The sequence below is a fragment of the Rhodococcus sp. ACPA1 genome, assembly GCF_002300195.1.
GTDB classification, from domain to species: Bacteria; Actinomycetota; Actinomycetes; order Mycobacteriales; family Mycobacteriaceae; genus Rhodococcus_F; species Rhodococcus_F opacus.
Map to the genome: position 1 here is coordinate 312,677 of NZ_NSDX01000003.1, position 25,367 is coordinate 338,043.

25 protein-coding genes are annotated in these 25,367 nt (G+C 65.2%); 22 read left to right on the top strand and 3 right to left on the bottom strand.

What is annotated here, in order from left to right:
- Nucleotides 1–15 precede the first annotated feature (15 nt).
- The 4 genes from CJ177_RS11990 to CJ177_RS12005 all read left to right on the top strand — a co-directional run bounded on the left by CJ177_RS11990 (nt 16) and on the right by CJ177_RS12005 (nt 5,003).
- Complete coding sequence (locus CJ177_RS11990) at nt 16–1,206, top strand: acyl-CoA dehydrogenase family protein (RefSeq protein WP_061045566.1); 1,191 nt, start codon at nt 16–18, stop codon at nt 1,204–1,206.
- A gap of 216 nt (nt 1,207–1,422) precedes the next feature.
- The gene (locus tag CJ177_RS11995; protein WP_179443212.1) at nt 1,423–2,937 is read left to right on the top strand and encodes a class I adenylate-forming enzyme family protein; all 1,515 of its coding nucleotides are present in this window, start codon (nt 1,423–1,425) and stop codon (nt 2,935–2,937) included.
- Between the two features lie 87 nt (nt 2,938–3,024).
- Complete coding sequence (locus CJ177_RS12000) at nt 3,025–4,179, top strand: thiolase family protein (RefSeq protein WP_061045565.1); 1,155 nt, start codon at nt 3,025–3,027, stop codon at nt 4,177–4,179.
- Between the two features lie 23 nt (nt 4,180–4,202).
- On the top strand, nt 4,203–5,003 hold the full coding sequence (locus CJ177_RS12005) for a crotonase/enoyl-CoA hydratase family protein (protein ID WP_061696795.1): 801 nt from the start codon (nt 4,203–4,205) through the stop codon (nt 5,001–5,003).
- A gap of 175 nt (nt 5,004–5,178) precedes the next feature.
- Here the strand turns inward: CJ177_RS12005 and CJ177_RS12010 are convergent, their stop codons facing one another.
- The gene (locus CJ177_RS12010; protein WP_095867826.1) at nt 5,179–6,234 is read right to left on the bottom strand and encodes an acyl-CoA dehydrogenase family protein; all 1,056 of its coding nucleotides are present in this window, start codon (nt 6,232–6,234) and stop codon (nt 5,179–5,181) included.
- 107 nt (nt 6,235–6,341) lie between these two features.
- On the opposite strand from CJ177_RS12010, the gene CJ177_RS12015 reads away from it, so the two are divergent.
- Nucleotides 6,342–7,148 carry an enoyl-CoA hydratase/isomerase family protein gene (locus CJ177_RS12015; protein ID WP_095868210.1) on the top strand — a complete coding sequence of 269 codons (807 nt, stop codon included), beginning with the start codon at nt 6,342–6,344 and terminating at the stop codon, nt 7,146–7,148.
- 131 nt (nt 7,149–7,279) lie between these two features.
- Here the strand turns inward: CJ177_RS12015 and CJ177_RS12020 are convergent, their stop codons facing one another.
- Complete coding sequence (locus CJ177_RS12020; protein WP_061045562.1) at nt 7,280–8,044, bottom strand: SDR family NAD(P)-dependent oxidoreductase; 765 nt, start codon at nt 8,042–8,044, stop codon at nt 7,280–7,282.
- Between the two features lie 147 nt (nt 8,045–8,191).
- On the opposite strand from CJ177_RS12020, the gene CJ177_RS12025 reads away from it, so the two are divergent.
- The 13 genes from CJ177_RS12025 (at nt 8,192) to CJ177_RS12085 (ending at nt 21,612) form a co-directional block, all read left to right on the top strand.
- On the top strand, nt 8,192–8,713 hold the full coding sequence (locus CJ177_RS12025) for a DoxX family protein (protein ID WP_061045612.1): 522 nt from the start codon (nt 8,192–8,194) through the stop codon (nt 8,711–8,713).
- Entirely contained in the window at nt 8,710–9,489 is a 780-nt protein-coding gene (locus CJ177_RS12030) for a tyrosine-protein phosphatase (RefSeq protein ID WP_061045561.1), read from the top strand. Before CJ177_RS12025 ends, CJ177_RS12030 begins: the two co-directional genes overlap by 4 nt.
- Entirely contained in the window at nt 9,486–11,105 is a 1,620-nt protein-coding gene (locus CJ177_RS12035) for an AMP-binding protein (protein WP_257014491.1), read from the top strand. The genes CJ177_RS12030 and CJ177_RS12035 overlap by 4 nt, the downstream gene beginning before the upstream one ends.
- A 148-nt stretch (nt 11,106–11,253) precedes the next feature.
- Nucleotides 11,254–12,276, top strand: coding sequence for a phosphotransferase family protein (locus CJ177_RS12040; RefSeq protein ID WP_061045559.1), 1,023 nt, complete (start codon nt 11,254–11,256; stop codon nt 12,274–12,276).
- Nucleotides 12,277–12,317: 41 nt separating this feature from the next.
- Nucleotides 12,318–12,974: a TetR/AcrR family transcriptional regulator gene (locus CJ177_RS12045; protein WP_061045558.1), complete on the top strand. Its 657-nt coding sequence runs from the start codon at nt 12,318–12,320 to the stop codon at nt 12,972–12,974.
- A gap of 56 nt (nt 12,975–13,030) precedes the next feature.
- Nucleotides 13,031–14,335, top strand: coding sequence for an acyl-CoA dehydrogenase family protein (locus CJ177_RS12050; RefSeq protein WP_061045557.1), 1,305 nt, complete (start codon nt 13,031–13,033; stop codon nt 14,333–14,335).
- The gene (locus tag CJ177_RS12055) at nt 14,332–15,075 is read left to right on the top strand and encodes an SDR family NAD(P)-dependent oxidoreductase (protein ID WP_095867828.1); all 744 of its coding nucleotides are present in this window, start codon (nt 14,332–14,334) and stop codon (nt 15,073–15,075) included. The genes CJ177_RS12050 and CJ177_RS12055 overlap by 4 nt, the downstream gene beginning before the upstream one ends.
- Before the next feature lie 85 nt (nt 15,076–15,160).
- On the top strand, nt 15,161–16,141 hold the full coding sequence (locus tag CJ177_RS12060) for an NADPH:quinone oxidoreductase family protein (protein WP_061045555.1): 981 nt from the start codon (nt 15,161–15,163) through the stop codon (nt 16,139–16,141).
- Between the two features lie 156 nt (nt 16,142–16,297).
- Nucleotides 16,298–17,233, top strand: coding sequence for an ABC transporter permease (locus CJ177_RS12065; RefSeq protein ID WP_179443213.1), 936 nt, complete (start codon nt 16,298–16,300; stop codon nt 17,231–17,233).
- Nucleotides 17,230–18,117, top strand: a complete 888-nt coding sequence (locus CJ177_RS12070; protein WP_095867830.1) for an ABC transporter permease — start codon at nt 17,230–17,232, stop codon at nt 18,115–18,117. Before CJ177_RS12065 ends, CJ177_RS12070 begins: the two co-directional genes overlap by 4 nt.
- Complete coding sequence (locus tag CJ177_RS12075) at nt 18,114–19,136, top strand: ABC transporter ATP-binding protein (RefSeq protein WP_231913750.1); 1,023 nt, start codon at nt 18,114–18,116, stop codon at nt 19,134–19,136. The genes CJ177_RS12070 and CJ177_RS12075 overlap by 4 nt, the downstream gene beginning before the upstream one ends.
- Nucleotides 19,129–20,013: an ATP-binding cassette domain-containing protein gene (locus CJ177_RS12080; protein ID WP_061045552.1), complete on the top strand. Its 885-nt coding sequence runs from the start codon at nt 19,129–19,131 to the stop codon at nt 20,011–20,013. The genes CJ177_RS12075 and CJ177_RS12080 overlap by 8 nt, the downstream gene beginning before the upstream one ends.
- 72 nt (nt 20,014–20,085) lie before the next feature.
- Nucleotides 20,086–21,612, top strand: coding sequence for an ABC transporter substrate-binding protein (locus CJ177_RS12085; RefSeq protein WP_218835102.1), 1,527 nt, complete (start codon nt 20,086–20,088; stop codon nt 21,610–21,612).
- 85 nt (nt 21,613–21,697) lie between these two features.
- Here CJ177_RS12085 and CJ177_RS12090 read toward each other — a convergent pair whose 3' ends face one another.
- On the bottom strand, nt 21,698–22,159 hold the full coding sequence (locus CJ177_RS12090) for a cupin domain-containing protein (RefSeq protein WP_061045550.1): 462 nt from the start codon (nt 22,157–22,159) through the stop codon (nt 21,698–21,700).
- A 197-nt stretch (nt 22,160–22,356) separates the two neighbouring features.
- Here CJ177_RS12090 and CJ177_RS12095 point away from each other — a divergent pair, with 197 nt between their 5' ends.
- The 4 genes from CJ177_RS12095 (at nt 22,357) to CJ177_RS12110 (ending at nt 25,359) form a co-directional block, all read left to right on the top strand.
- Nucleotides 22,357–22,728: a carboxymuconolactone decarboxylase family protein gene (locus CJ177_RS12095; protein ID WP_156682149.1), complete on the top strand. Its 372-nt coding sequence runs from the start codon at nt 22,357–22,359 to the stop codon at nt 22,726–22,728.
- Between the two features lie 67 nt (nt 22,729–22,795).
- Nucleotides 22,796–24,289, top strand: a complete 1,494-nt coding sequence (locus CJ177_RS12100) for an aldehyde dehydrogenase (protein ID WP_061045548.1) — start codon at nt 22,796–22,798, stop codon at nt 24,287–24,289.
- A gap of 234 nt (nt 24,290–24,523) precedes the next feature.
- Nucleotides 24,524–24,961, top strand: a complete 438-nt coding sequence (locus CJ177_RS12105) for a MaoC family dehydratase N-terminal domain-containing protein (protein WP_095867831.1) — start codon at nt 24,524–24,526, stop codon at nt 24,959–24,961.
- Nucleotides 24,958–25,359, top strand: coding sequence for a MaoC/PaaZ C-terminal domain-containing protein (locus tag CJ177_RS12110; RefSeq protein ID WP_095867832.1), 402 nt, complete (start codon nt 24,958–24,960; stop codon nt 25,357–25,359). Before CJ177_RS12105 ends, CJ177_RS12110 begins: the two co-directional genes overlap by 4 nt.
- The last annotated feature ends 8 nt before the right edge of the window (nt 25,360–25,367 follow it).

Sequence of the window (25,367 nt, forward strand, 5' to 3'; positions counted from 1 at the left end):
GTAAGGGGATCTGAGATGGACTACGGGATGACCGCCGAACTCGAAGAGTTTCGCGGTGAGGTCAGGGCGTTCGTGGCCGCGAATGCTCCCGATATCGCGCCCAAGGCGGGAGTGCGGAGCGCCGAGAACCCCGAGGAGCTCGCGCTCCTGAAGGAGTGGACAGGCAAACTCTTCGCCGCCGGATACGTGGGCGGGTCCTGGCCGGAGCGGTTCGGCGGCCGGGGCGGCGCACACTCCGCCGAGCGGGACGTCGTCGTCGGCGAGGAACTCGCGCGCGCACGAACGCCCGCCGCCGTCCAGGGTGCGGCCAACCTCGTTGCGAATGCTCTGATCGACTTCGGAACCGAGGAGCAGCAGGCGAGGTATCTGCCGGGCATCCGCTCAGGAGAGTTGATCTTCTGTCAGCTCTTCAGTGAGCCGAGTTCGGGCAGCGACCTGGCGTCGCTGCGGACGAAGGCGGCACGGACCCCGGACGGCGGATTCCGCGTCAGCGGTCAGAAGGTCTGGACCACGAACGGGCAATGGTCCGACTTCGGCTATCTGCTTGCGCGGACGGATCCGGACGCACCCAAGCATCGCGGCATCAGCGCCTTCATCGTCGACATGCGATTGCCTGGTGTGGACGTGCGTCCGCTGCGGGAGATGACGGGGACGTCGGACTTCAACGAGGTCTTTCTGGACAACGTCGAACTCCGTCCGGATGCCCTGATCGGCGAGCTGAATCAAGGCTGGTCGATCGCGAACTCCAGCCTCGGGCACGAGCGGAGTGGGGTTGCGACCAATGCGGTCCGTCTGCGTCAGAACGTCGCTGCCCTCGTCGACCTCGCCGCGAAGGTGACGGTCAACGGGCGGCCGGCAATCGAGGACGGCGCAGTCCAGGAACGGCTCGGCGGCCTGTCCGCCTCGGTTGAGGCACTTTCCGCTTTGGTGTACGCCAACATCAGTCGCTGGTCCCGAAAGTCGGAGCGGGTATCCGACGGTCCGATGGCGAAGCTGCTCTTCAGTGAACTGGGAGTCGAGATCGCGCGTCTGGGGATCGAACTCTGCGGTGAGGCAGGTATTCTCGTGGAGGGCGACGCCGGAGCCGTCGATCACGGGCGTTGGCAGGACGAGTTCCTGTACGCCCGCGCCTACACCATCGCCGGAGGCAGTTCCGAGATCATGCGGAACATCATCGCCGAACGCGGACTTCGCATGCCACGCTGAGGTATTCGCTGCACCCGATCGCCATGGGGGACCCGTGAACACGGGTCCCCCATTTCCGCGTTCCGTCAGACAAGTTATAGATTGACCTAGTTAACTATGTGATCTATCTTGATGTGAACGCGTCCATTCGGCGCGATCGGAATTGCCGGGGCGGCGCCATGAAGGGCGGGCCGGGGGAGCTCAGGTCTTCCTCGTCGGCGGAACTGGAGGCGATCAGTGGCGGGTATCAGAGACGGATTGGGTGCCCTGTGGTCGGCGCCGGATGCCGCGAACATGATCCAACACGAGGGTCGATGGTTCACCTGGGGTGAGGTTCGAGTTCTCGTCGAGCGCATCGACGAAGCGTTGGGCAGCGTGGGTTGCGGTGAGGGGTCGCGTATCGGGGTGGTGCTCGGCAACCGCGTGGAGTCGATCGCGGCGCTGGTTGCAATCCTCGGGAAGGGGCGCACGATTGTCACGCTCAACCCGATGCAGCCCACCTCTCGGGTGACGACGGATTTGGTCAATTCGATGCCGCAGGTGGTTCTGGCGCCCGCGGCACTGTGGTCGGAATCGGAATTCGTCTCGGCGGCAGGGCGATCGGGAATCGTCGGCTTCGCGGTCGACGGATCGGTGGTCGAGCAGCGTTGCGGGGGCCCCGACGTGACGATCGAGGCTCCTCAGGACGAGCAGAACCCGGTCGCCGTGGAAATGTTCACCTCCGGCACGACCGGCCCACCGAAGCGGGTGCCACTGACGTGGCGCCAGCTCGACGCAGCGATGTCCGCGGTGCACAGTCACACCGGAGCGGCCGGTCCGGATCGGGAACCGCTCACCGGGCGGGTGTCCCTGGTGACCCTGGCGATCGTGCACATCGGCGGACTCTGGGCCGTGCTGCAGGCACTCACGGAGGCACGCCCCTTCGTGCTGCTGCCACGCTTCACGGTGGAGGGCTGGGTGGGTGCCGTGTCCGAGCACAAGCCGAGGATCGCGAGTCTGCCGCCGGCGGCGATGCGCTCGCTACTCAGTGCGGACCCACCGGCCGAGGAACTGGCGAGTTTGCGTGCCGTCACCGCAGGCACCGCGTTCGTCAGCCCGGACCTGGCGGACGAGTTCATCGGAAAGTACGGGATTCCCGTGCTGATCGTGTACGGCGCCACCGAGTTCTCCGGCGCCGTTGCGGGTTGGACCAAGCCGCTGCACATCGAATGGTGGACGCGGAAACGCGGAAGCGTCGGACGCCCGTTCCCGGGAGTCGACCTGCGGACCGTCGACGACAACGGCGAGGTGCTGCCGGTCGGCGAAACGGGTCGATTGGAGGTACGGGCCGGCCAGACCGGTGCCGGTGCAGGTGGCTGGCTGCGAACGAGCGACCTCGCGCACCTGGACGAGGACGGATTCCTCTACATCGACGGCCGGGCAGACGACGCGATCATTCGGGGCGGCTTCAAGATTCACCCGGAGGTTGTCTCGGATGTGTTGCGAGCGCACGCGTCCGTTCTCGACGCGTGCGTCTTCGGCCGGGCCGACGACCGCCTCGGGCAGGTTCCGATTGCCGTGGTCGAGTTCGCGGAAGGGGCGAAGGAAGTGTCCGAGGACGATCTCAAGACCTTCGCCCGTGGCAGGTTGACCGGCTATGAGGTTCCGGTCGCCATCCATGCGGTCGACGAACTTCCACGTGGGGTATCACTCAAGATCGACCGTCGCCGCCTGCTCGACATAGTCGCGGAGATCGAAGCCGCACGGGTCTGACCATCCAGGCGGGCGATCAGCTATGCCGCACCACTGGAAAACACTCACTCGTCCCGAGCCGATGCCAGGGACATCAAGGAGCACAGCATGACCGCAGTCATCGTGGAAGCAGTTCGTACCCCCGTCGGCAAGCGCAATGGCGGCTTGTCCACCGTTCACCCGGCCGACCTGTCCGCCGTCGTTCTCAACGCACTGGTCGAGCGCGTCGGGATCGATCCCGCCGTTGTGGAGGATGTCATCTGGGGGTGTGTCCAGCAGGTCGGCGACCAGGCCAACGACATCGCCCGCAACGCGGTGCTCGCGGCAGGTTGGCCGGAGACAGTTCCTGGCGTGACCGTCGACCGGCAGTGTGGTTCCTCGCAGCAGGCACTCAATTTCGCGGTCGCGAGTGTGGCAGCCGGACACTACGATGTCGTCATCGCCGGCGGAGTCGAGTCCATGTCCCGCGTTCCGATGGGTTCGGCCGGTACCTTCGACGGATCGCCGTACAGCCCCGCATTCATGGAGCGGTACAACGGAATCAAGCCCAACCAGGGTGTCGGTGCGGAGGCGATTGCCGAGAAGTGGGGACTGACCCGTTCGGACCTCGACAAGTTCGCGGTCCGGTCGCACGAGCGCGCCGCCGCCGCGCAGGACGCGGGGTTGTTCGACACCCAGATCATTCCGGTCACCACTCCGGAAGGCACTGTGATCTCCCGGGACGAGGGCATTCGTCGCGGTACAACCGAGGAGTCGCTGGCCAAGCTCAAGGCCGTGTTCAAGGAAGACGGTGTAATCCACGCGGGTAACGCTTCTCAGATCTCTGACGGCGCTTCGGCGTTGCTGATCATGAGCGAGGATGCCGCAGCGCGGTACGGGTTGACTCCGATCGCGAGGATTCACACCGTTTCCGTCGTCGGTGACGACCCGGTCCTCATGCTGACCGCTCCGATCCCGGCGACCGAGAAGGTTCTCGCCAAGTCCGGTCTTGCGCTCGACGACATCGGTGTGTTCGAGGTCAACGAGGCGTTTGCGAGCGTCCCGCTCGCGTGGCTGAAGGACATCGGTGCCGACCCGGCGAAGGTCAACCCGAACGGTGGAGCGATCGCTCTCGGGCATCCGCTCGGCGGATCGGGTGGCCGAATCCTCACCGACATGATCCACCACATGCGCGTCAACAACCTGCGCTACGGCCTCCAGACGATGTGTGAGGGCGGTGGGCAGGCGAACGCCACCATCCTGGAACTGCTCGACGCCAACTGAAACCTGCTATCGAACAAGGAGATATGGTGACTGGATCCAACGAACCCGTGGTGCTCGTCGAGCGCGTGGACAACGTCATGGTGATTACGATCAACCGCCCGGATGCGCGCAATGCGGTGAACTCGGCCGTCAGCGCCGGTGTCGGTGGCGCCTTGGACGAGGCCGCCGCGGATGCCGAGGTTCGTGCGATCGTTATCACCGGCGCGGGCGACAAGTCCTTCTGTGCGGGTGCCGATCTCAAGGCACTTTCTCGTGGGGAATCGGTGTATGCGCCGGACCATCGTGAGTGGGGCTTTGCCGGCTTCGCGAAGAAGTACACCGACAAGCCGACGATCGCCGCGGTCAACGGCACCGCGCTCGGTGGTGGTACCGAGTTGGCCTTGGCCGCGGACCTCGTCGTCGCATCGGAGAACGCGACGTTCGGTCTTCCCGAGGTCAAGCGTGGTCTCCTAGCGGGCGCGGGTGGAGTCTTCCGGCTTCCGGTGCAGATTCCGCAGCGTCTGGCGATGGAGATGATCTTCACGGGCGATCCGATCACCGCTGCGCGGGCCCTCGAAATCGGCCTGATCAACCAGGTCGTGTCGGCTGGCAAGGTCGTGGAGGCCGCGGTCGATCTTGCGCAGCGGATTGCCGTCAACGCGCCGCTGTCCGTCCAGGCCAGCAAGCGCATCGCGTACAGCGTGATCAATGGCGTGCAGGTCGAGGAGACCGCCCGATGGGCGCTGTCGGACGCAGAGTGGAACCAGCTCGCAACCAGTGAGGATTCCAAGGAAGGCCCCCGCGCGTTCGCGGAGAAGCGCGAGCCGGTCTGGAAGGCCCGCTGATTCGAGGCCCGCAGGCCAGAGGTGTCGGCCCGGTCGGCAGTGTGACACTGCGGACCGGGCCGTTGCCGTGTTTCCGCTGGTGGCGTCACTTCGCCCTCCAGGGTCGGGCAATACGCAGAGACGCGGGGTCCGGCCGCAGCCGGACCCCGCGTTTGTGCGTGCGGAGGCTTTGCGCTCAGGCGCTGATCAGACGGCGCCGGTGGTACCTCACCGATCCATCGAGGAGTTCGTCTACCTTGATCCGGCGGATCAGGAGGTGAACGTCGTGTTCCCAGGTGAACCCGATACCGCCGTGAACCTGAAGCGCGGTCTGCGCGGTCGTGCTGGTGCCCTCGCCCGCGTAGGCCGCCGCCGCCGATACCGCGCGCGTGCGGACCTCGAGGTCGGTGCCGTCCAGCGCCACCGCGGCGGCCCACAACGCCGCGCGGGATGCCTCGACGGAGAGCGCCATGTCGGCGCAGTGATGCTTGACTGCCTGAAAACTGCCGATCGGCCGGTCGAACTGCGTCCGCTGACCGGCGTACTCCACTGTGAGGTCGAGCAGCCGGGACGCGGCTCCAACGGCGTCCGTCGAGCGGTACGTGGCGAGTTCGTCCTGGATGAATGCCAAGGTGCCTGCCGGCACGGCCGACCACTCGCCCGTGTCGAGCGTGAGATCGAGATCGGCGACCGCCCACGATCGGGTGAGGTCGAGGGTTTCGAGGGTGCGGATGGTGACGGCGTCGACGGAGACGACAGCGGCCACTTCCGTGCCGTCCGTGGTCGATGCGAGGATGAGAACCCGCTGGGCGTCGACGAGTCCGGTGACAGGGGCAGTCGTACCGTGCAGCCGGAGGGAGGTTCCCTCGATGCCGGCGTGCAGTGCCGGCGCCTCGAGCGAGCCGACCGCGGGCACGGTCAGGGATTCACCCGACGCGGCGTCTTCGAGGGTGGGGTGGCCGATCTGTTCGAGCAGGCGGCAGGCGATCGTCAACTCCGCCAATGGAACCGAACTTCCGGAGCGTCCGTGTTCTTCACACAGCACGAGTAGATCGACGTGGGTGCCGCCCAGATCGGACGTGAGCAGGCCGATGATGCCGGATTCGGCGATGTGGCGAAGCGCGCCCTGGGGGATCCTCGCGGGACCGTCGTCGATCGTCGGTCGGCGGACGAGTAGGGGATCGTTCTTGGCGAGCCAGGCGCGCTCGGTCTCGGCAAGGGCAACCTGCTCGTCGCTCAGAGCGAAGTCCATGACACTCCTCAAGGAATCGTGCTTGTTGACGTAGTTAACCATGTGCACTAGCTTTTCGGCTAGTGCGCCGTGTCGGAGTCGCGGCGCCGATCGTGGATGTGTGGAAGATGGGAGCAACGTCGGTGGAGTTTCTGCGTGTCGAGCGTAGCGGCGGTGTCGTGACTGTTGTCATGTCCCGCCCGGAGAAGAAGAACGCCGTGAACTTGGCCATGTGGCACGAACTGGCCGAGACCTTCACCTCGATCGAGCGGGCGCACGCCGACCGCGTCATGGTGCTCACCGGCGACGGCGGCGACTTCTGTTCCGGGGCCGATCTCGCGAGCCTGACGGGTGGGGACACGCTGGACTTCATGTCCGACGCCAGTGAAGCGGCTCGCACGCTGCATGCGATGACGATCCCCACCATCGCGAAGGTGGACGGCGTTGCCGTCGGAGCGGGATGGAATCTGGCCCTGGGGTGTGACCTGGTGGTGGCAACCGAACGGGCCCGCTTCTCGCAGATCTTCGTTCGTCGTGCGCTTTCGGTCGACATGGGCGGCTCCTGGCTGCTCCCCAGGCTGGTCGGTCTACAGAAGGCGAAGGAGATCGCCTACTTCGGCGACATTTACTCCGCGCAGGAGGCGGCGGATCTCGGCCTGGTGACGCGGGTTTGTGCACCGTCCGAGATCGACATCACGGTCGATTCGATGGCCGAGCGCCTCGCCGCGGGCCCGGCTCGGGCGTTGTCGCTGACGAAGCAGCTCCTGAACACAGCGGTCGACGGCGGAAGCATGGAGCAGGCGCTGCGGCTCGAGTCGCAGGCCCAGGTCAACAATATCGGTGGCGAGGACGCTGCCGAGGCCAAGGCTGCCTTCCTCGAGAAGCGCTCGCCGGTGTTCGGTGCGCGCGCGGCGCTGTCGGGCGCTGCCGGCTGACGCTCGTGCGTCCGGCGTGGTGGAGACGGCTCGCGCGAGGTGGGGTACGAGAAGACGGAAAATGGGGACGGTGGGCGCGAGTCGCTCCCACCGTCCCCATATTCGTGCACACGTCGGGGACGGGGCGGTGTCTACACCGGCGCCATCCGAATCGCGCCGTCGATACGGATCGTCTCGCCGTTGATCATCGCGTTGTCCACGATGGCAAGCGCAAGTTTCGCGTACTCGGCCGGGTCGCCCAGTCGGGTGGGATGGGGAACCTGGGACGCGAGTGAATCGCGCACCTTCTCGGACAGACCGCCGAGGATGGGCGTTTCGAACGTCCCGGGGGCGATCGTGACGACGCGAACGAGCTTGCGTGCGAGGTCGCGTGCCGCGACGATCGTCATTCCCGCGACGCCGGCCTTCGCGGAGGAGTATGCGGCCTGACCTATCTGGCCTTCGAAGGCGGCGACGGACGAGGTCATGATGATGACACCGCGCTCGCCGTCGACCGGTTCATTCCTGACCATCCTGGCAGCGGCCACGCTGGCCACGGTAAAGGTGCCGACGAGGTTGGTGTCGATGACCTGCTTGTACAGGTCCAGGTCGCCGGGTGTGCCGTCCTTGTTGACCAGGCGCACCTTGCCGCCGCGACCGGCGCAGTGAACGACGGCTCGCAACGGCGCCGTCTGTTCGGCCGCCGCGAGTGCCGCGTCGACGGCCTCGGGATCGCGGACATCGGCGGGCATGAACGTTGCGAGATCGCCGAGCTCATTGGCGACAGCCGCGCCGTTCGAAGACGGGAGGTCGACGATGACCGTCGGTACGCCGCGAGCGATGAAGGCCTCTGCGGTCGCCCTGCCGAGGCCGGAGGCGCCGCCGGTGACCGCGGCCGACGCGTGGGTGAGGTCCATGGATTGTGCCTTTCGCTGATGTGTGAGCGAGGACCTGGTCGAAAGAACCAGCGCCCAGAGAGTCCGTTTGCTAACGTAGTTATAGAGGTTATATTTGTCTACTGTGGGTGGCGCTGGAACTCACCCCGCGTGACGGACGGAGTGGAAATGGATGCAGTGGACTCGGGTTTGTTGATCCTGCGAGTCTGTCTCGGGCTGACGATGGTCGCACACGGATACGGGAAACTCTTTCGCGGAGGGCGAATTCCGGGAACCGCAGGGTGGTTCGAGAGCATCGGAATGCGTCCCGGCTCGGTCAATGCGTGGCTCGCCGCAGTCACGGAGGTTGCCGCAGGAATCGCGCTCGCTCTGGGCCTGTTCACTCCCGCCGCCGCCGCCGCGTTCGTTTCGCTGATGTTCGTTGCCGCGTGGACGGTGCATCGAGGGAAGGGCTTCTTCATCGTCTCGGACGGGTGGGAGTACAACCTTGTCCTGGCGGTGGGTGCGGTGGTCGTCGCGATCACCGGACCCGGTGCTGCGAGTCTCGATCATCTGATGTTCGGGCACGATCTCGTCACCGGCTGGGCGGGTGGTCTGGTCGCGGCCGTCGGCGGATTGGCTGCCGCGGGGGCGCTCCTCGCTGTTGCGTACCGCCCTGCGCCCGAGAACGTTCCGGCGGACGTTGCGTGAGCACGCATGTGGCGGAAATCGGCGCTCCCGAGGGTGGGGGGTCGCAGTCGGGTTCAGCGGTGGCTGCCGTCCCACCCGCATCGGGTCTGGTCAATCTGCGCGACATCGGTGGATTGACCTTCGTCGGCGGTGGGGCGACCGCGACCGGTGTCCTGTATCGAGGAGACGCCCCGTATCCGGGTGACTCCGCGGTGCCAGACCTCGAATCGTGGCCGCCTGCGAGCGTTGTCGACCTGCGGGGTGTGCGGGAACGCGCCCGCTTTGCCTACCAGTGGGCTCCGGATTCCGTCGTGCACCACGTGCCGATGCTTGACGCTGCAGCGCCCGAAGCAGCGCCCACCGACCTGGCAGCGGTCTTCGTACGCATGCTGAACTGCGGCGAGATCTGGGCGGGTCACCTACTTCGGGCCGTTTCCCGCTCGCGCGGCGCGACGCTCGTGCACTGCACGGCAGGAAAGGACCGAACCGGTGTTGCTGTCGCGGTTCTGCTGCTCGCCGCGGGGGTCGAACCGACGGCAGTCGTCGCGGATTTCGTTCGTAGCGAGGACGCATTGGACAGTCTGCATCGGAGGTGGATCGATGCCGGTGTGAGGAAGCGCGATTCGCCCCCACTTCCGGAGAAGTACATGCACGCGCCGGCTGAGGCGATCGGGCCGGTCATCGAGCAACTGAGTGCAACTCCCGGCGGGCCGGCCCAATGGATGCTCGACAACGGAGCGGACCCGGCCGACCTCGACAACTGGCGTGCGCGGCTGCGAGGAGGCGGGGAGAAGTGACTCGCCCACCGACTCGATCGGGCAGGTCCGCTGTGGCGTGCGAACTCGTCGAGCGGTGGTATCGCGAAGGCTACTACAGCCACCGCACCTGGGTGGATGTCCTGTTCGAGGACTCCGTCGGCTCTGACGCGCCGATCGTGTACGCGGCGGCGGACGGGACCCGAACGGTGACATCGATCGGTGAGATCCGCCAGTCCGCGAAACGGGTGGCGGCGGCGCTGCTCGCGCTCGGTGTGGGCCGCGGGGACACCGTGGCGGTGCAGCTACCCAATCGTGTCGAGGCGTCGGTGGCCTATGCGGCCGTGCTGCTGGCAGGCGCGATTCTCGTCCCGATCGTGCACATATACGGGCCGAACGAGGTTCGGTTCATCCTCGAGCAGTCGGAAGCCAAGGTTCTGATCCAGCCGGATCGCTGGCGGAAGACCGACTACCGCGATCGGATCGACAACTATGTGGAGCTGTCGTCGCTCCGGCACGTGGTGATCGTAGGCGACGGCGCTCCCGCAGGCACGCTCTCCTGGGACGGCCTGTCGACGTCGGAGGAGTACGTCCGGCCGGCTGTGCATGCGGACGACATTGCTCTGCTCATCTACACCTCGGGCACCACCGCTGCTCCGAAGGGTGTCCAGCACAGCCACAATTCGTTGCTCGCCGAGGTGCGGTCCGCCCCCGGTGCATCCGGCGGACGCGCTGATTCCGTGCAGCTCGTCTCGTTCCCGCCCGGACACATCGCGGGCGTCAGTAGTGTGTTGCGCCCCCTGGTGCACGGCCGCAGTGCCGTGTACATGGAGAGTTGGGATCCCGCCCTCGCCGCAGAGCTGATCTCGCAGTATCGGGTCACCGCAACCTCGGGCACGCCTTTCCATCTCACCGGACTCATGGACGTGGACCACGTCGCGGACAAGCTCGCCACCCTGTCGGACTTCCTGATCGGGGCGGCGACGGTTCCCGAAGGTCTGGTCCGGCGCGCGGCGCAGGCGGGAATATCGACGTTCCGCTGCTACGGCTCGACCGAACATCCCACCGCCACGTCCGGTCGGGCGGGGGAAACGGAGGCCGAGCGGCTGGGGACCGACGGTGCTCCGATGGCGGGTGTTCGGGTCCGAATTCTCGACGACCGCGGTGCCGACGTCCCGGTCGGGGTCGACGGTGAGGTAATCCTTCAGGGGCCTGATCAGTTCGCCGGATACCGGGACGCGGCGCTGGACGTGAATACGTTCACCGACGACGGCTGGATGCGCACCGGCGATCTCGGACATCTGGACGCGGCCGGCCGACTCACGATCACCGACCGGATCAAGGACGTGGTGATCAGGGCGGGTGAGACGATCTCCTCCGGCCAGGTCGAGGATGTACTTGCCGCCCATCCCGCAGTCGTCGAAGGGGCTGTCGTCGCGGCCCCGGACGCGCGCTACGGGGAGGTGGTCGCGGCCGTCGTCGTAGTCGAACCGGGTGCCCGGCTCGGCCTCGACGAGCTTCGAGTGCACTTCGAGAAATCGGGACTGGCCCGGCAGAAGGCACCGGAGCGACTGGTCGTCGTCGACGAACTGCCTCGTACCGCCCTCGGGAAGGTGCGCAAGGCGGACCTGCGCGCTGCGCACTTTCGAGCCGGGTAGTTCGCGATATCGCCGGGTTTCGTTGAGCTGTGGCAGGTTCCGAGCGATCCGTTCAGTGGAACGAAGTGTTGACGCCGCGACAGGTACTCAGAATCATGTTCCCAGAATCACAATCTCACTTTTGCTCGTCTTCAAGCGAAGGATCCACATGACGAAGGAAACCGAGCACTCGGACCTCATTGCCGACATCGGCCTTCGAGCTGCCGTGGCCGGACGTCAATGGCGGCCGGGTCTCCAGGTCGACAACGTGCGCCCCCTCACCGGCGGGACCTCGAGCCTGACCTTCATCGCCGACGTCTCCGATGGCGGCAACGCGGAGTCGGTCGTCCTCAAGGTCGCCCCTCCGGGGCTCGAACCGGTCCGCAACAGGGACGTGATCCGCCAGGGTCGCGTCATGAGGGCGCTGCAGAGCATTCCGGGTGTCGCCGCACCGGCGGTCCACTTCGAGGATGCCGCCCGCCCCCCGTTCGTGGCGATGGAGATGGTCCCCGGGGAATGTGTGGAGCCGCTCCTGGTCGCGGACCGTCCGCGCGACGAGGCGACCCGCGCACAGACCCGCGCGCGTTACCTCGACGCCGCGCGGATGCTGGGGCACCTCCATTCGGTGAGCCCTGCCGACATCGGACTCGGGGACGAGCCCGTCCTCTCGCTGGGTGACGAAATCGACCGGTGGACACGCGCTTTCGAGACCATCCCGGACGATCTCCGGGGGGACTACCCCACCTGTGCGAAGGCGCTGCACGCCACGATGCCCGCGTCGGCGGCTCCGGTGGTCAACCATGGCGACTACCGCCTGGGCAACACCCTGTGCGACGGGAACCGCGTCACGGCGATCATCGACTGGGAGATCTGGTCCGTCGGTGACCCGCGCATCGACCTGACGTGGCTCACCTACTTCACCGACGAGGTTCGGCACCCGGCTGCCGCCTTCGACGAGCCCTGTGGCACACCCACGGTCGCGGAGGTCACCGCGACCTACGAGGAGACGCTGGGTCGCACCGTCGAGGACATCGAGTGGTTCCACGCGCTGACCCGGTACAAGGAAGCGGCTGCCACCGCACTGCTGATCAAGCGTGCGCGCAGGCGGGGAACCTTGAGCCCCGCATTCCAGCGGATGGAACCGGCGCTGCCCGGCTTGCTGACCGAAGCGCTCGAGTTCATCGGATACTGACCCGGTCGCTGCTGCCCTGACTGCTGGAACGAGTTGATCCGATGACCGAGGCCCTGCCCGGACAGAACGATGCTCCACCGGTGATCCCGGGCGGTCGTCAGCTGCGCCGCGTGCCGACGCCACGCAGGCAGGCCTCGTACGACGACGAGGTCAAAGTTCTGATCCGAGCGGCACAGTCGGTGATGCTGCGAAACGGGTGTACCGAACAACCCAAGATCGCGGAGATCGTCGGTGCAGCAGGAATGTCCAACCAGGCGTTCTACCGGCACTTCCGCGGTCGCGACGACGTCATCGTCGCGACCTACGAGCAGGGGTTGCTCAAGATCCACGCCTACCTCGAGTATCGGGTGCTCAAGCAGTCCGGGCTCGAGGCGCGGCTGGCCGCGTGGATCGACGGGGTCCTCGCGCAGATCGAGGATCTCCAGCTGTCCGAGCTCAGCCGGGTGATCATCTGGAACATGGGGCAGATCGCGAGAACGAAGAGTGAGATCGAACCGGTCGGCCACACCCGGATCCGGGAACTGCTCGGCCGGGTTCTCGACGAGAGCGGGGTCGCCGACGCCGAGCGCACGGCCATGTTCGTCCACACGCTGGTGATGGGGCTGACGACAACCTATCTCGAATCGGGGGAGCAGCCGACCGAGGAGGTCCGGGCGCACCTGCTGCGCTTCTGCTTCGGTGCGATCACCGCACACTGAGCTTCGTAGGACACCGCGTCGCATCGCGATGCGCGAAACCGTAAAGGAAACATACGATGTGGGAATTCCAGACTGACGCCGAGTTTCAGGAGAAGCTCGACTGGGCGGACAAGTTCGTTCGAGAAGAGTGTGAACCCCTCGACCTCTTGTTCCCTCATCTCGGCCAGCCTTACAACACCGAGAACAAGGCTGCTCGAGCGATTCTCGCGCCGCTCCGCGAGCGGGTGAAGGAGCAGGGCCTGTGGGCCTGCCACCTGGGTCCGGAGCTCGGCGGGCAGGGATACGGGCAGATCAAGCTCGCCCTGCTGAACGAGGTACTGGGCCGATCCATGTGGGCGCCCACGGTCTTCGGCACAGCCGCACCGGACACGGGCAATGCCGAGATCCTCGCCATGTTCGGCACCGCGGAGCAGAAGGCGAAGTACCTGCAGCCGCTCCTCGACGGTGACATCGTGTCGTCCTTCTCGATGACAGAGCCCCAGGCGGGTTCGGACCCGAAGGAATTCGTCTGCGCGGCACGCAAGGACGGCGACGAGTGGGTCATCAGCGGCGAGAAGTGGTTCTCGTCGAACGCGCGGTACGCCTCCTTCCTCATCGTGATGGCGGTGACGGACCTCGAGGCATCCCCGTATCGCCGCATGTCGATGTTCGTTGTGCCTGCCGAGACACCGGGCATCGAGATCGTTCGCAACGTCTCCGTGATGGGCGATCGCGAGGAGCTCGACGAGGGTACCCACGCGTACATCCGGTACAACGACGTCCGTGTCCCGGCGGATGCGATCCTCGGTGGTCCCGGGCAGGGCTTCGAGGTGGCGCAGGCCAGGCTCGGCGGTGGCCGGGTCCATCACGCGATGCGGACCGTCGGCAAATGCCAGCGCGCGCTGGACATGATGGGCGAGCGTGCCCTCTCCCGCCGCACACAGGGTGAGGTCCTCGCCAAGAAGCAGCTGGTGCAGCAGTTCATCGCCGACTCGGCAATCGAGCTCGAACAGTACCGCCTGCTGGTCCTCAAAACCGCGTGGATCATCGACACCCAGCCGCACGGGGCAGCGCGCACCTACATCGCCATGTGCAAGGTCGCGATGGCGAAGGTGTACCACGACATCATTCACCGCGCGATCCAGCTGCACGGCTCGCTCGGCAGCACCATCGAGACGCCGCTGCACATCTGGTGGACCGGCGTCATCTCGATGGGCCTCGCGGACGGCCCGACCGAGGTGCACAAGGTCGCCGTCGCCCGCGGTGTGCTCGCGAACTACGAGCCCACCGAGAACCTGTTCCCGACCGAGCACATCCCGACGCGACTGGCCGCGGCGAAGGTCAAGCACGCTGCAGTCCTCGAGGAGCACGGAATCGCGTGACCGATCACTTCTCACTTGCCGGCAAGGTGGCTCTCGTCACCGGTGGCAGTCGGGGGCTGGGCCGCGAAATGGTGCTGGCATTCGCCGAGGCTGGTGCCGACGTCGTCGTCGCCAGCCGGAAGGCGGAAGCCTGCGCGGAGGTCGCTCGCCAGGTCGAGGCGCTCGGCCGCAAGGCCCTTCCGGTCGGCTGCCACGTCGGCAGGTGGGCCGAGATCGACGCGTTGGTGGAACGGGCGTACGAGGTGTTCGGCCGGGTCGACGTCCTGGTCAACAACGCGGGCATGTCACCGGTCGCTCCGTCGTCGGCCGAGACGAGTGAAGAACTGTTCGACAAGGTGATCGGCGTCAACTTCAAGGGTCCGTTCCGCCTGACGTCGCTGGTCGGCGAGCGTATGGCCGCCGGTGACGGCGGCTCGATCATCAACATCTCGTCCTCGGGTGCGATATTCCCCCAGCCACGCTTCGGCCCCTACTCGGGGGCGAAGGCCGCACTCAACGCGGTGACGGGGGCGTTCGCTCGCGAGTTCGGGCCCAGGGTTCGCGTCAACACCATCTCCGCGGGTCCGTTCCTGACCGACATCTCCAAGGCGTGGGCGCCGGAGAAGCGCGAGAGCACGCAGAGCGCGATCGGTCGGCCGGGACGGCCCGACGAGATCGTCACGACCGCGCTGTACCTGGCGAGCCCGGCTTCGAGCTACACGACGGCGTCGCTGATCCGCGTCGACGGTGGTCTGTACTGACCACAGGCACCGGTACGCGGTGGGACGAGCTGACTCCCGACTTCTCCTCACGGCATGCCCCATTCACCAGCAGGAAGGTTCCAACATGCGTGCAGCGCGGTGTGAAGTACACGGAAAGCCGGACACGATCGTGATCCGTGAGGTGCCCGACCCGGTCGCGGGCCCCGGTGAGGTGGTAGTGGGCGTCGAGGCGGCTTCGGTGAACTACCCGGATGTCCTCATTGCGGCCGATCGCTATCAGGTGACGGTGCCGACACCGTTCACCGCCGGTAGTGAATTCGCCGGGCGGGTGCTGTCGGTGGGCCCGGAGGTCGACGACCTGGCGCCCGGAGCCGCGGTGATGGGCACCGCATTCGCAGGTGCCTTCGCGGAGCGGATCACGGTCGCGCGGACCGCGCTGTCCCCGGTCCCTGCGGGCCTGGACATGGTCCATGCGGCGGCGTTCAACGTCACCTACCGAACCGCCTACCACGCGGTGACGACCTTCGGCGGGCTCGAGCCCGGAGCTTGGGTGGTGATCCTCGGTGCGGCAGGCGGTGTCGGGAGCGCGGCCATCGACATCGCGACTCGTCTGGGCGGCAAAGTGATTGCCGCGGTGTCGACTCCAGAGCGCGCCGAGGCGTGTCGTTCGTTGGGGGCGGTGGAAACGATCGCCTACGACGGGGAGGACCTGAAACAGCGCATCAAGGAGATCACCGGAACCGGTGCCGACGTGGTGATCGACCCGGTGGGCGGTTCCTACTCGGAGCAGGCGCTCCGGGCGATCGCGTGGGGAGGACGGTTCGTCTGCGTCGGGTTCGCGCAGGGCGACATTCCGCGGATTCCGTTGAACCTGGTGCTTCTCAAGGGCGCGATCGTGCGTGGCTTCGAGATCCGGACTCTGGCATCTCACCTTCCGGACGCGGTGGACAAGGGGCGCAGGGAGATTGAGCGACTGGTCGCGCAGGGAATGACGCCGTTCGTCTCCGAGGTCTACTCACTCGACGAGGCACCGCTCGCACTGACCCGTGTGGCCGAGCGACGAACCACCGGAAAGATTGTCATCGACATGAGCGCGACCACCTAGATAACCAAGTTAGATTGACAATCTAAGTGATGTACCTCACTATTGGGTGGACTGCGGGGATCGGCCTCGGTTGGCGTTCCCCATGTGCATTCGAATTCGTGTGTTGTATCCACACTTCACGCATGGCCGGACGAAGGGTCTTTCATGTTGAGGTTCATGGCATCACGACTACTGACGGTCCTTCCGATGCTTCTGATCCTGACGATCATCGTATTTCTGCTCGTCGAAATCGCACCGGGAGACCCGGCCGCGATCATCGCCGGTGCGGAGGCCTCACCGGAGGCCGTCGAGGCAGTCCGGGTACGTCTCGGGCTCGACCAACCGGTGTGGCAGCAGTATCTGACGTACGTGTGGAACGCGCTGCACGGCGACCTCGGAGTGTCGTTCTCCACCAACGAGCCCGTCACGGACATCATCGCCCGCCGGCTTCCGAGGACACTCTCCATCGGCCTGTTCGCGATGCTCATGGTGGTGATCCTGAGCATCCCGCTCGGAATCCTCGCCGCCGTCAAACGCGACAGCGCGTTCGACCGGATCCTCACCGGCACGTCGGTGTTCATTCTCGCCGTTCCTCCCTTCGTCCTTGCTGCGATCCTGGTGAAGTGGTTTGCTCTGGACGGTCTGCAGCTATTCCCTCCCACCGGATATGCGCCGCTGAGTGACGGTCTGAGCGAGTGGCTGATGTATGCAACGCTCCCTGCCGTCGCCATTGCGAGCATCAGCCTCGCCGAACTCGTCCGACAGGCCCGCGGCGCAATGATCGACGCGCTCGAGCAGGACTACATTCGGACCGCCCGTGCGAAGGGCCTGAGCAAGATGATGCTCGTGGGCAAGCACGCCGCGAAGAACGCCGCGGTTCCCTACATCACCGTGCTCGGCCTGAACGTCGGACGCGTCGTCGGTGCTGCCGTGATCGTCGAGGCGATCTTCAATATCCAGGGTTTCGGTCAGCTCGGTGTCACCGCCGTCATCAACCGTGACATCCCCACGATGCAGGGTGTCGTCCTGGTGAGCGGTGTGATCGTTCTGCTCGTGACCTTGCTGGTCGACATCTCGTACGGCTACCTGAACCCGAGGATTCGAAACAGATGATCACAGTGACGAAGGCGAAGCGCACCAAGAAGATATTCGGGTGCACCCCCGGCCGGACATTCAGGCGTCTGCTGCAGGATCAGGTCGGGATGACCTGCCTCGTCGGCCTGATGTTCCTGGTGTTCATCGGCATTCTTGCCCAGTTCTGGACGCCGAAGGATCCGACGGCGCAGGACCTGCTGCGCAGGCTCGAGAGTCCGAGCGGCGAGTACTGGCTCGGCACCGACGCGGTCGGCCGCGACATTCTCAGCCGGCTCATGGTTGCCACCGGAGTCGACCTGGCCGCCGCCACTCTGGCGGTCAGTATCGGTCTCGTCGTCGGTGCCGGCTTCGGGCTGCTCGCCGGCTACCTGGGTGGCGCCCTCGACTCCGTGACCAGTCGCGTCTTCGACGTGCTGATGTCGCTGCCGCCGTTGCTGTTTGCGGTGGCCATCGTCGGTGCACTCGGACCGAGCCTGACCAACGCGATGATCGCGGTCGGTGTGCTGCTCGCACCCCGGTTCTACCGGCTGGTGCGGGTCAGTACGAGGGAAGTCATCAGTGAGGACTTCGTGGAAGCCGCTCGCTCCGGTGGTGCCGGTCCTGCCCGCATCATGACGCGCCACGTGGCACCGAACATATTCTCGCCCATGCTTGTTCAGATCTCTTTCGGAGTTTCCGTTGCGATCGTCGCGGAATCCGGTCTCAGCTTCCTCGGTCTCGGTGTTCAACCGCCGACCGCGAGTTGGGGCTCGATGGTCAAGGAGGGATTCGACAACCTCGCGATCAACAGTTGGACCATCGTTCCGTCCAGCGTGATGATCGTCGTCTCGATCCTGCTGCTGTCGCTGTTCGGTGACAGCTTGCGCGACGCGGTTGGCAGCCAGGGCGGGAGCAAGGCATGACGGTCACTACGGACGACGCGGTGATGCAGGATACGGTCCTCCGGGTCGACGGGTTGTGCGTCGACTTCGAGACGCCCGATCACGGCTGGACGCGGATCGTCGACGACGTCACCTTCAGTGTGCGCAGAGGCGAAACTGTGGGACTGGTCGGAGAATCAGGATCTGGCAAGACCGTCACGTCGCTTGCGATCATGCGCCTGCTGGCCCGCAACGCACGCACATCCGGCTCCACCGTTGTCAACGACCGCGACCTGAACACACTGTCGGGAGAACAGATCGACGAGGTTCGCGGCGCCGAGGTCGCGATGATCTTCCAGGAGCCCCGCCGCAGTCTCAACCCTGTGTTCCGGGTCGGTGACCAGGTCGCCGAAGCGGTGCGGCGGCACCGCAAGTGCTCGAGAAAGGACGCATGGGCGCGTGCCGTCGAACTGTTCGACCGCGTCGGGATCCCTGAACCGGCGAAGCGAGTTCACGCCTACCCGCACGAGTTCAGCGGAGGCATGTGCCAGCGTGTCATGCTGGCGATGGCACTGTCGTGCGACCCGGACGTACTGATTGCCGATGAGCCGACCACCGCGCTGGACGTCACCGTGCAGCGGCAGGTGCTCGGCCTGATTCACGAACTTCAACGGGAACTCGGTCTCGGTGTCCTGCTCATCACCCATGACCTCAGTGTTGTCGCGGAAGTGTGCGACCGGGCGGCAGTGATGTACGCGGGTCGAATCGTCGAGGATGCGCCCATCCTCGAACTGTTCGACAATCCACGGCACCCGTACACCGCCGGGCTCCTGCACGCCATGCCCGACCCGGTACGGCATGCCGAGAAGATGGGCGTCATACCCGGACGAGTTCCACCCCCGCACGAGTTCGTGGATTCTTGCCGGTTCGCTCCTCGCTGCCCATTTGTGAAGGACGCGTGCACCGATGGACACATCCCGCTCTCGGCTACGGGACCCGATCATCTCGCGCGTTGCGTCCGCACCGGCGAGATCTCGCTGGAGGACGCATTCTATGACTGACACCACCATGGCCGGTGCGCGCAACGGTGTCCGATCCGGCACCCACAACACAGCACACGACACAGCACTGGCCGTCGAGGGACTGACGAAGTCGTACCCGGCGAAACGCAATCTGCTCGGAAGGATTGCCGAATCCGTCGACGCGGTGCGGGGAGTGAGTTTCGAAGTGCGACGCGGTGAGACGCTCGCACTCGTCGGCGAGTCCGGTGCAGGCAAGTCGACCGTCGGTCGTTTGGCGCTGCGACTGATCGATCCCACGTCGGGGTCGATCGAGGTGCTCGGTGACGACATCACTGCGATGGGTGCGTCCGAACTCCGCAAGATCAGAGCCCGGGCGACGATGATCTTCCAGGATCCGTTCAAGTCGCTCAATCCCCGTGCTCAGATCCGGTATTCGATTGCCGAACCCATGCTCGCCCAGGGTGGCTACAGTGCAGCCGATCGTGCCAAGCGTGTCGCGTCCCTGCTGGACCGGGTTGGTCTGACCTCGCACCACCTCGACCGCTATCCCTACGAGATGTCCGGCGGCCAACTGCAACGCGTTGCCATTGCCCGCGCTCTCGTGACCGATCCCGAGATCGTGGTGTGCGACGAACCCGTCGCCGCGTTGGATATGTCGATCCGATCGCATGTCGTCAACCTGCTGCGCGAACTGCAACGGGAGCGAAATCTCGCATACCTGTTCATCTCTCACGACATGTCGCTCGTGCGCGTCATCGCCGATCGCATCGCAGTGATGAAGCGCGGTGAACTCGTCGAGTGCGAGGATGCTGCTGCACTGTTTGCGAACCCCACACAGGAGTACACCCGCACGCTGCTGTCGGCGATTCCGGCGTCGCACCCGAGCAGGCGGACATTTCGCCCTGCTCCGTCGTGAGGTCGTATGGCGCTGCGACCCCAAGTGTTCCCGGAAGAAAGGCTGACTATGTTTCTACGTCGCACGATCCGTGTGGCTGCCGCACTCCTCGCAGTGGGGTTGCTCGCGTCCTGCGGTTCCACCGACTCCGCTTCCGGTGGTTCGGGTAGCCCGGACACGGAGGCAACTCTGAGGACCGGATGGACCACCGGGACTCAAACCCTCGATCCACACATGGCGATCAGTGAGATCGCAACTTTCAGATTCGGCCTCAACATGATCTACGACAGGCTGTTCACCGTGAAGGCGGACGGCACAGCTGAAGGCATGCTGGTCGAGAACTACTCGTACTCCGAGGACGGCTTGGCGCTCGTTCTCGACCTGAGGGAGGATGCGACCTTCCGCGACGGCTCGTCCGTTGACGGGGACGTCGTGAAGGTCAACCTGGACCGGGCGCGCACGCTCGACAGTCCCTCGGTGAAGTCGCGGATGAAACCGGTTGTCGACGTCGCAGTTACCGGCCCTTATCAGGTCACGCTCACCCTGGCGAACCCTACCGATGTCGTGCCGTACATTCTGGCCGAGATGGCCGGCTTCATCATGCATCCCGATCTGATCGCCCACGGCAACCCGGCCGTCGAGACCAACGGCTCGGGCGCATACTCGGTTGAAAGCTTTGCTCCCGGGGAGAAGCTCGTCATCGTTCGCGATCGCACGGACTACTGGGACAGAGGCGCTGCGAAGATCGCGCGCATCGAGTACGAGGCCATTCCCGACACCCAGGCGTTCACCAATGCCATGGCCGGCGGCCAGATCGATCTGGGCCTGTTCGTGCCCGGTACCGTGGCAGCTCTCGAAGGCCGCAAAGGGTTGGTCACCGTGAACATCCCGAGCGGCACCGGTGTGGAACTCTTCCTGAACCGGAACACGGCGCCACTCGATGACGTGAGGGTGCGGAAGGCGATCAACTACGCATACAACCGTGAGGAAATCGTCGCGGCGCTCTTCCCCGGGTCCGACGCCCGCTATCAGTACTCGCGCGCCGGCCTGCCGGGCTACGACGCGTCGCTCGAAGGCATCTACAGTTACGACCCCGAGCGGGCAAAGAAACTGCTCGCCGAGGCCGGTCACCCCGACGGGATCGACCTGGGCCGGGTCATCATCGTCAACACGATCACTCCGGGTGTGGCCGACGTTCTGCAGGAGCAGTTCGCGCAGGCAGGCATCAAGATGACGCCGATCGTGAAAGACGGACTCGAGGGCCCGCAGTCCTTCAGTCGCGGTGAGGAATCGGCCATGGTGCAGGTCTCTACGATGGGGACCGGCTTCACCGCTGGTTCCAACTACCGTTGGGGGCCACGCACCAACCCGGCGGGTGTGACTCCCGAGTACGAGAAGATGCTCACCGATGCCACCGATCCGCGTCGTAGTGGGCAAGAACGCGAGGCCTCCTCGGTGGAGCTCAACAGGTACCTCGTCGAGGAAGCGTGGGGCGCACCGCTGACGTGGTCGACCGCTCCCTGGGTGATGAGCGACAAGGTTGGCAACTTCAGTGCCGAGATGGACTACGCCAGGACAATCGGGCCGTACGACCCGCGGTACCTGACGGTCTCCGGGTAACACAGTCGGACCCCGGTCGTGGATTCACGGCCGGGGGTCCTTTCACTGGCAGCTCAGTGGCGGTTCGCAGCGAACGGGCTACGAGTCAGCGATCGGCCCAGCCTTCGTCGTGCCAGTACGTTTCGAGCTTGTCGAGCGGTTCGGACCACGACTCGAGGTAGGTCACGCCCTCGGGGCCTGCGGTCATGACGTGAGGAGTACCTGCCGTGATGGTCCAGAACTCGCCCGGACCGACGGTTCGACTGGCTGCGTCGCCGGCCTCGTCCCACGTGATGGTGAACTGGCCGCCGAACACGATGATCAGCCCGTCGAGGTTGCTGTGACGACGAGGCGTCGAGAAGTTGCCCTCGCATCGAAGCCCGTTCAAGTGGAAGGACGTGTCCACCTTGGTCGAGATCCACATGTTGCCCTTGAAGGTCTTCCCCGCGTCGACAGGGGCATCGGCGAGGAGACCGCCGTCGTTCCAGAAGTTCCTGGGGGAGATCTGATCGACCGAACCGTCGACCCAACCTTCGTCGGACAGCAGACCGAAGTGCTCAATTGCCATGTCCGAAGTGTGTCGAACGCAGTTGGACGTGTCATCCGTGGGTTCCGTTGGATGGAATGAACGGCAACTCGAGGAGTGGGTGACGCCGTTCCATTTAGTGGAATATCGACGACGGTGGGATTGCGCTCTGCGCCTACTGTTTCGGTGTGACGCTCGGTGTCGACCGGGTCGCGCAGGCATCGACGGACGGAAGAACAGTGGACGATCCGGTAAGGAACCTCGGCGAGGCCGGCGACCGACGCACGACATACGAGAAGATCATGGTTACCACCAAGAGCGGTGTGTCGCCCTCCGTGCTCATGGAAGCGGGCGAGGATTTCCTCTTCGATCAGGTGTGGACGCGCCCCGGATTGTCGATCCGCGAACGTCGTCTGATCACGCTCTCGTGCATTGCGGCGGTGGGGGCTGCGAAACCGATGGCGGCGCATGTTGCCGCGGCTCTGGAAAGCGGTGATCTCACGCGCGAGGAGCTGGAGGAAGCTGCGTTGCAGTGCGCAGCATATGTCGGGTGGCCTGCGGCCTCCCTGCTGGATCAGGCGATCCGTCAGCACGCGCCATCCTCGTCGTGAATTCCCCGAATCCCCGTCCAGAGGGCATGAAAGCACGGCGCCGAAAGGAAGCGAAGGAGTCGCTGGTATGACGACCACAACAGAGATCGAAGACGTACTCACTCCGTCCGAGAGCCACGTCCGCAAGATGTACATCGGCGGCACCTGGGTCGAGGCGATGTCCGGGGAAACAATTGATTCCGTCAATCCGGCAACAGGTGAAGTTCTCGCATCGGTGCCTCGAGGCCGAGCGGAGGACGTGGACCGCGCCGTAGCTGCCGCACGCCGTGCGTTCGACGGTCCCTGGAGTCGGTTCAAACCTGTTCAGCGTCAACGTCTGTTGCTGGACCTGGCCGATCTGTTCGACAGACACTGGGACGAACTCAGCTTGACCGACACCCTCGACATGGGCAAGCCGCTGATCCGGACTCGTGCCGAGAAGGCTCGCGTCACCGGCATGCTGCGGTACTACGCCGGTATGGCAATGAATTTGGATGGCCGCACGATCAAGAACTCGCAAACGGGTGATCTGCTGAGCTACACCAGCAAGGAACCCGTCGGTGTCGTCGGCGCCATCATCCCGTGGAACGCACCGGTCGCTGCGTCGATCTGGAAGATCGGACCCGCGTTGGCCACCGGGTGCACCATCGTGCTCAAGCCTTCGGAAGAAGCGCCGTTGAGCCCGCTGCTGATTGCCGAGCTGATGGACCGCGCTGGGGTTCCCGAGGGCGTCGTCAACGTCGTCACGGGCAACGGAGTCGAAGCCGGTGCCGCCCTCGCCGAGCACCCCGGGGTCGACAAGATCGCGTTCACCGGATCGACGCAAACCGGTCAGAGTATCGTGCGGGCGTCCGCGAACAACATCAAGCGGGTGTCGCTCGAGCTCGGAGGCAAGTCACCACTGATCGTATGCGCGGACGCGGACCTCGACATCACCGTGCCAACCGTGGCCATGGCAGCATTCGCCAACTCTGGTCAGATCTGCATCGCCGGCTCACGACTGCTTGTCGATCGTTCCATTCACGACGAGTTGGTCGAGCGCCTCTCGGTCTTCGCGAGTGAGCTGCGGGTCGGACCGGGCATCGACCTCGAGACCGAGATCGGGCCGCTGGTGAGCAAGCGCCAGCTCGACAAGGTCGTCGGCTTCCTCGACGCGGGGGTGCAGCAGGGCGCCACCGTCCGAGCCGGCGGAAGCCGACTCGAGTCCGGAGCGCTCGCCGCCGGAAACTTCGTCGCTCCCACTGTTTTCGGTGACGCCGACGACTCCATGTCGATCGTGCAGGAGGAGATCTTCGGTCCTGTCATCTCCGCGCTGCCGTTCGACACCCTCGACGAGGCTGTCGAACGTGCGAACGCGACGCCGTACGGGCTGGCCGGCGGCGTCTTCACCCAGAATGTCGGAACTGCGCACCGACTTGCTGCTCGGGTTCGAGCGGGTTCGGTGTGGGTCAACACCTACCACCTCCTCGACCCGGCCGTTCCTTTCGGTGGCTCCAAGATGAGTGGATACGGCAGAGAGGGTGGCACCGAGCACATGGACGAGTACCTTGCGACGAAGACGGTGTGGGTCAACCTCGACTGACGTATCAGTAGACGACATAGATAACTAATTGCACTAAGTGTTGGGATATGTCATAGTGCGAGATGCGTAGCACTGCAGCACTGGAGAATTCAGAATCCAGGATCTGTCGAGGTCGAACGAGGCCGTCAGGGCGGAATTGCAGAGATTGGCGAGGGCCGGCGTGCAGCGCGTCCACCTGGTGACGCCGCGCAGTCAGGCCGCCGGCGCACTGCAGAACTAATCGCGGAGTGAGAGATGCACATGGTGAAGTTTCCCATCGAGTGGGGCAAGGTCAGGGAGTACGCCACCGCGACCGGTGCGGGTAGGCCGGCCTACCTGGACAACCCGGCGAGTGTGATACCGCCGACCTTTCTGGCAACCGTTGTGTACTGGAAAGCGATCGGCAATACCGTGCGCTCCGCAGAGGTCGCGGAAGCGTGTGCGACGGCGGGTGTCCCGTTCGACATAACAAGCCTGTTGTCGCTGGAGCAGGAGTATGTCTTCCACGGGCCGCCTCCGAGGGCGGGGGACACCCTGTTCACGTCCGAGCGGCTACACGACGTTCGGATCAAGCACGGCCGTAACGGACCCATGGTGATCGTTCGCTTCGTCGTGTCGTTCTGCGGCGACGACGACAAGGTTCGAGCTGAGTGCTGGTACACGTCAGCGTACGTGCAGAAGGGGAAGTCATGACGGAGTTGACTCTGGGACAGCAGCTTCCGGATCGAGTGTTCGGTCCGGTCACGATGACCGACATCGTGCGCTATCAAGGTGCCAGCGGTGACATGAACCCGATGCACCACGACGACGAACTTGCCCGATCGGCGGGGTTTCCGGCCGCGTTCAGTGTGGGGATGTTGGGTGCGGGCTGGCTGGCGGGCTATTGCACGGAGCACTTCGGGGAGGACACGGTCCGGCGATTCCGGACGCGTTTCACCAGCGTCGTGTACCGCGGTGACGAGTTGGTCGCCTCCGCCGCCGTGGCGCGACTCTTCGAACGCGACGGCGAGGAACTCGTCGAGTTGGCGATCGCATTGCGGAAGAGCAACGGTTCGGTGGTCGTCGAAGGGGCGGCCGAGTTCGTCGTGTGAAGCTCGAA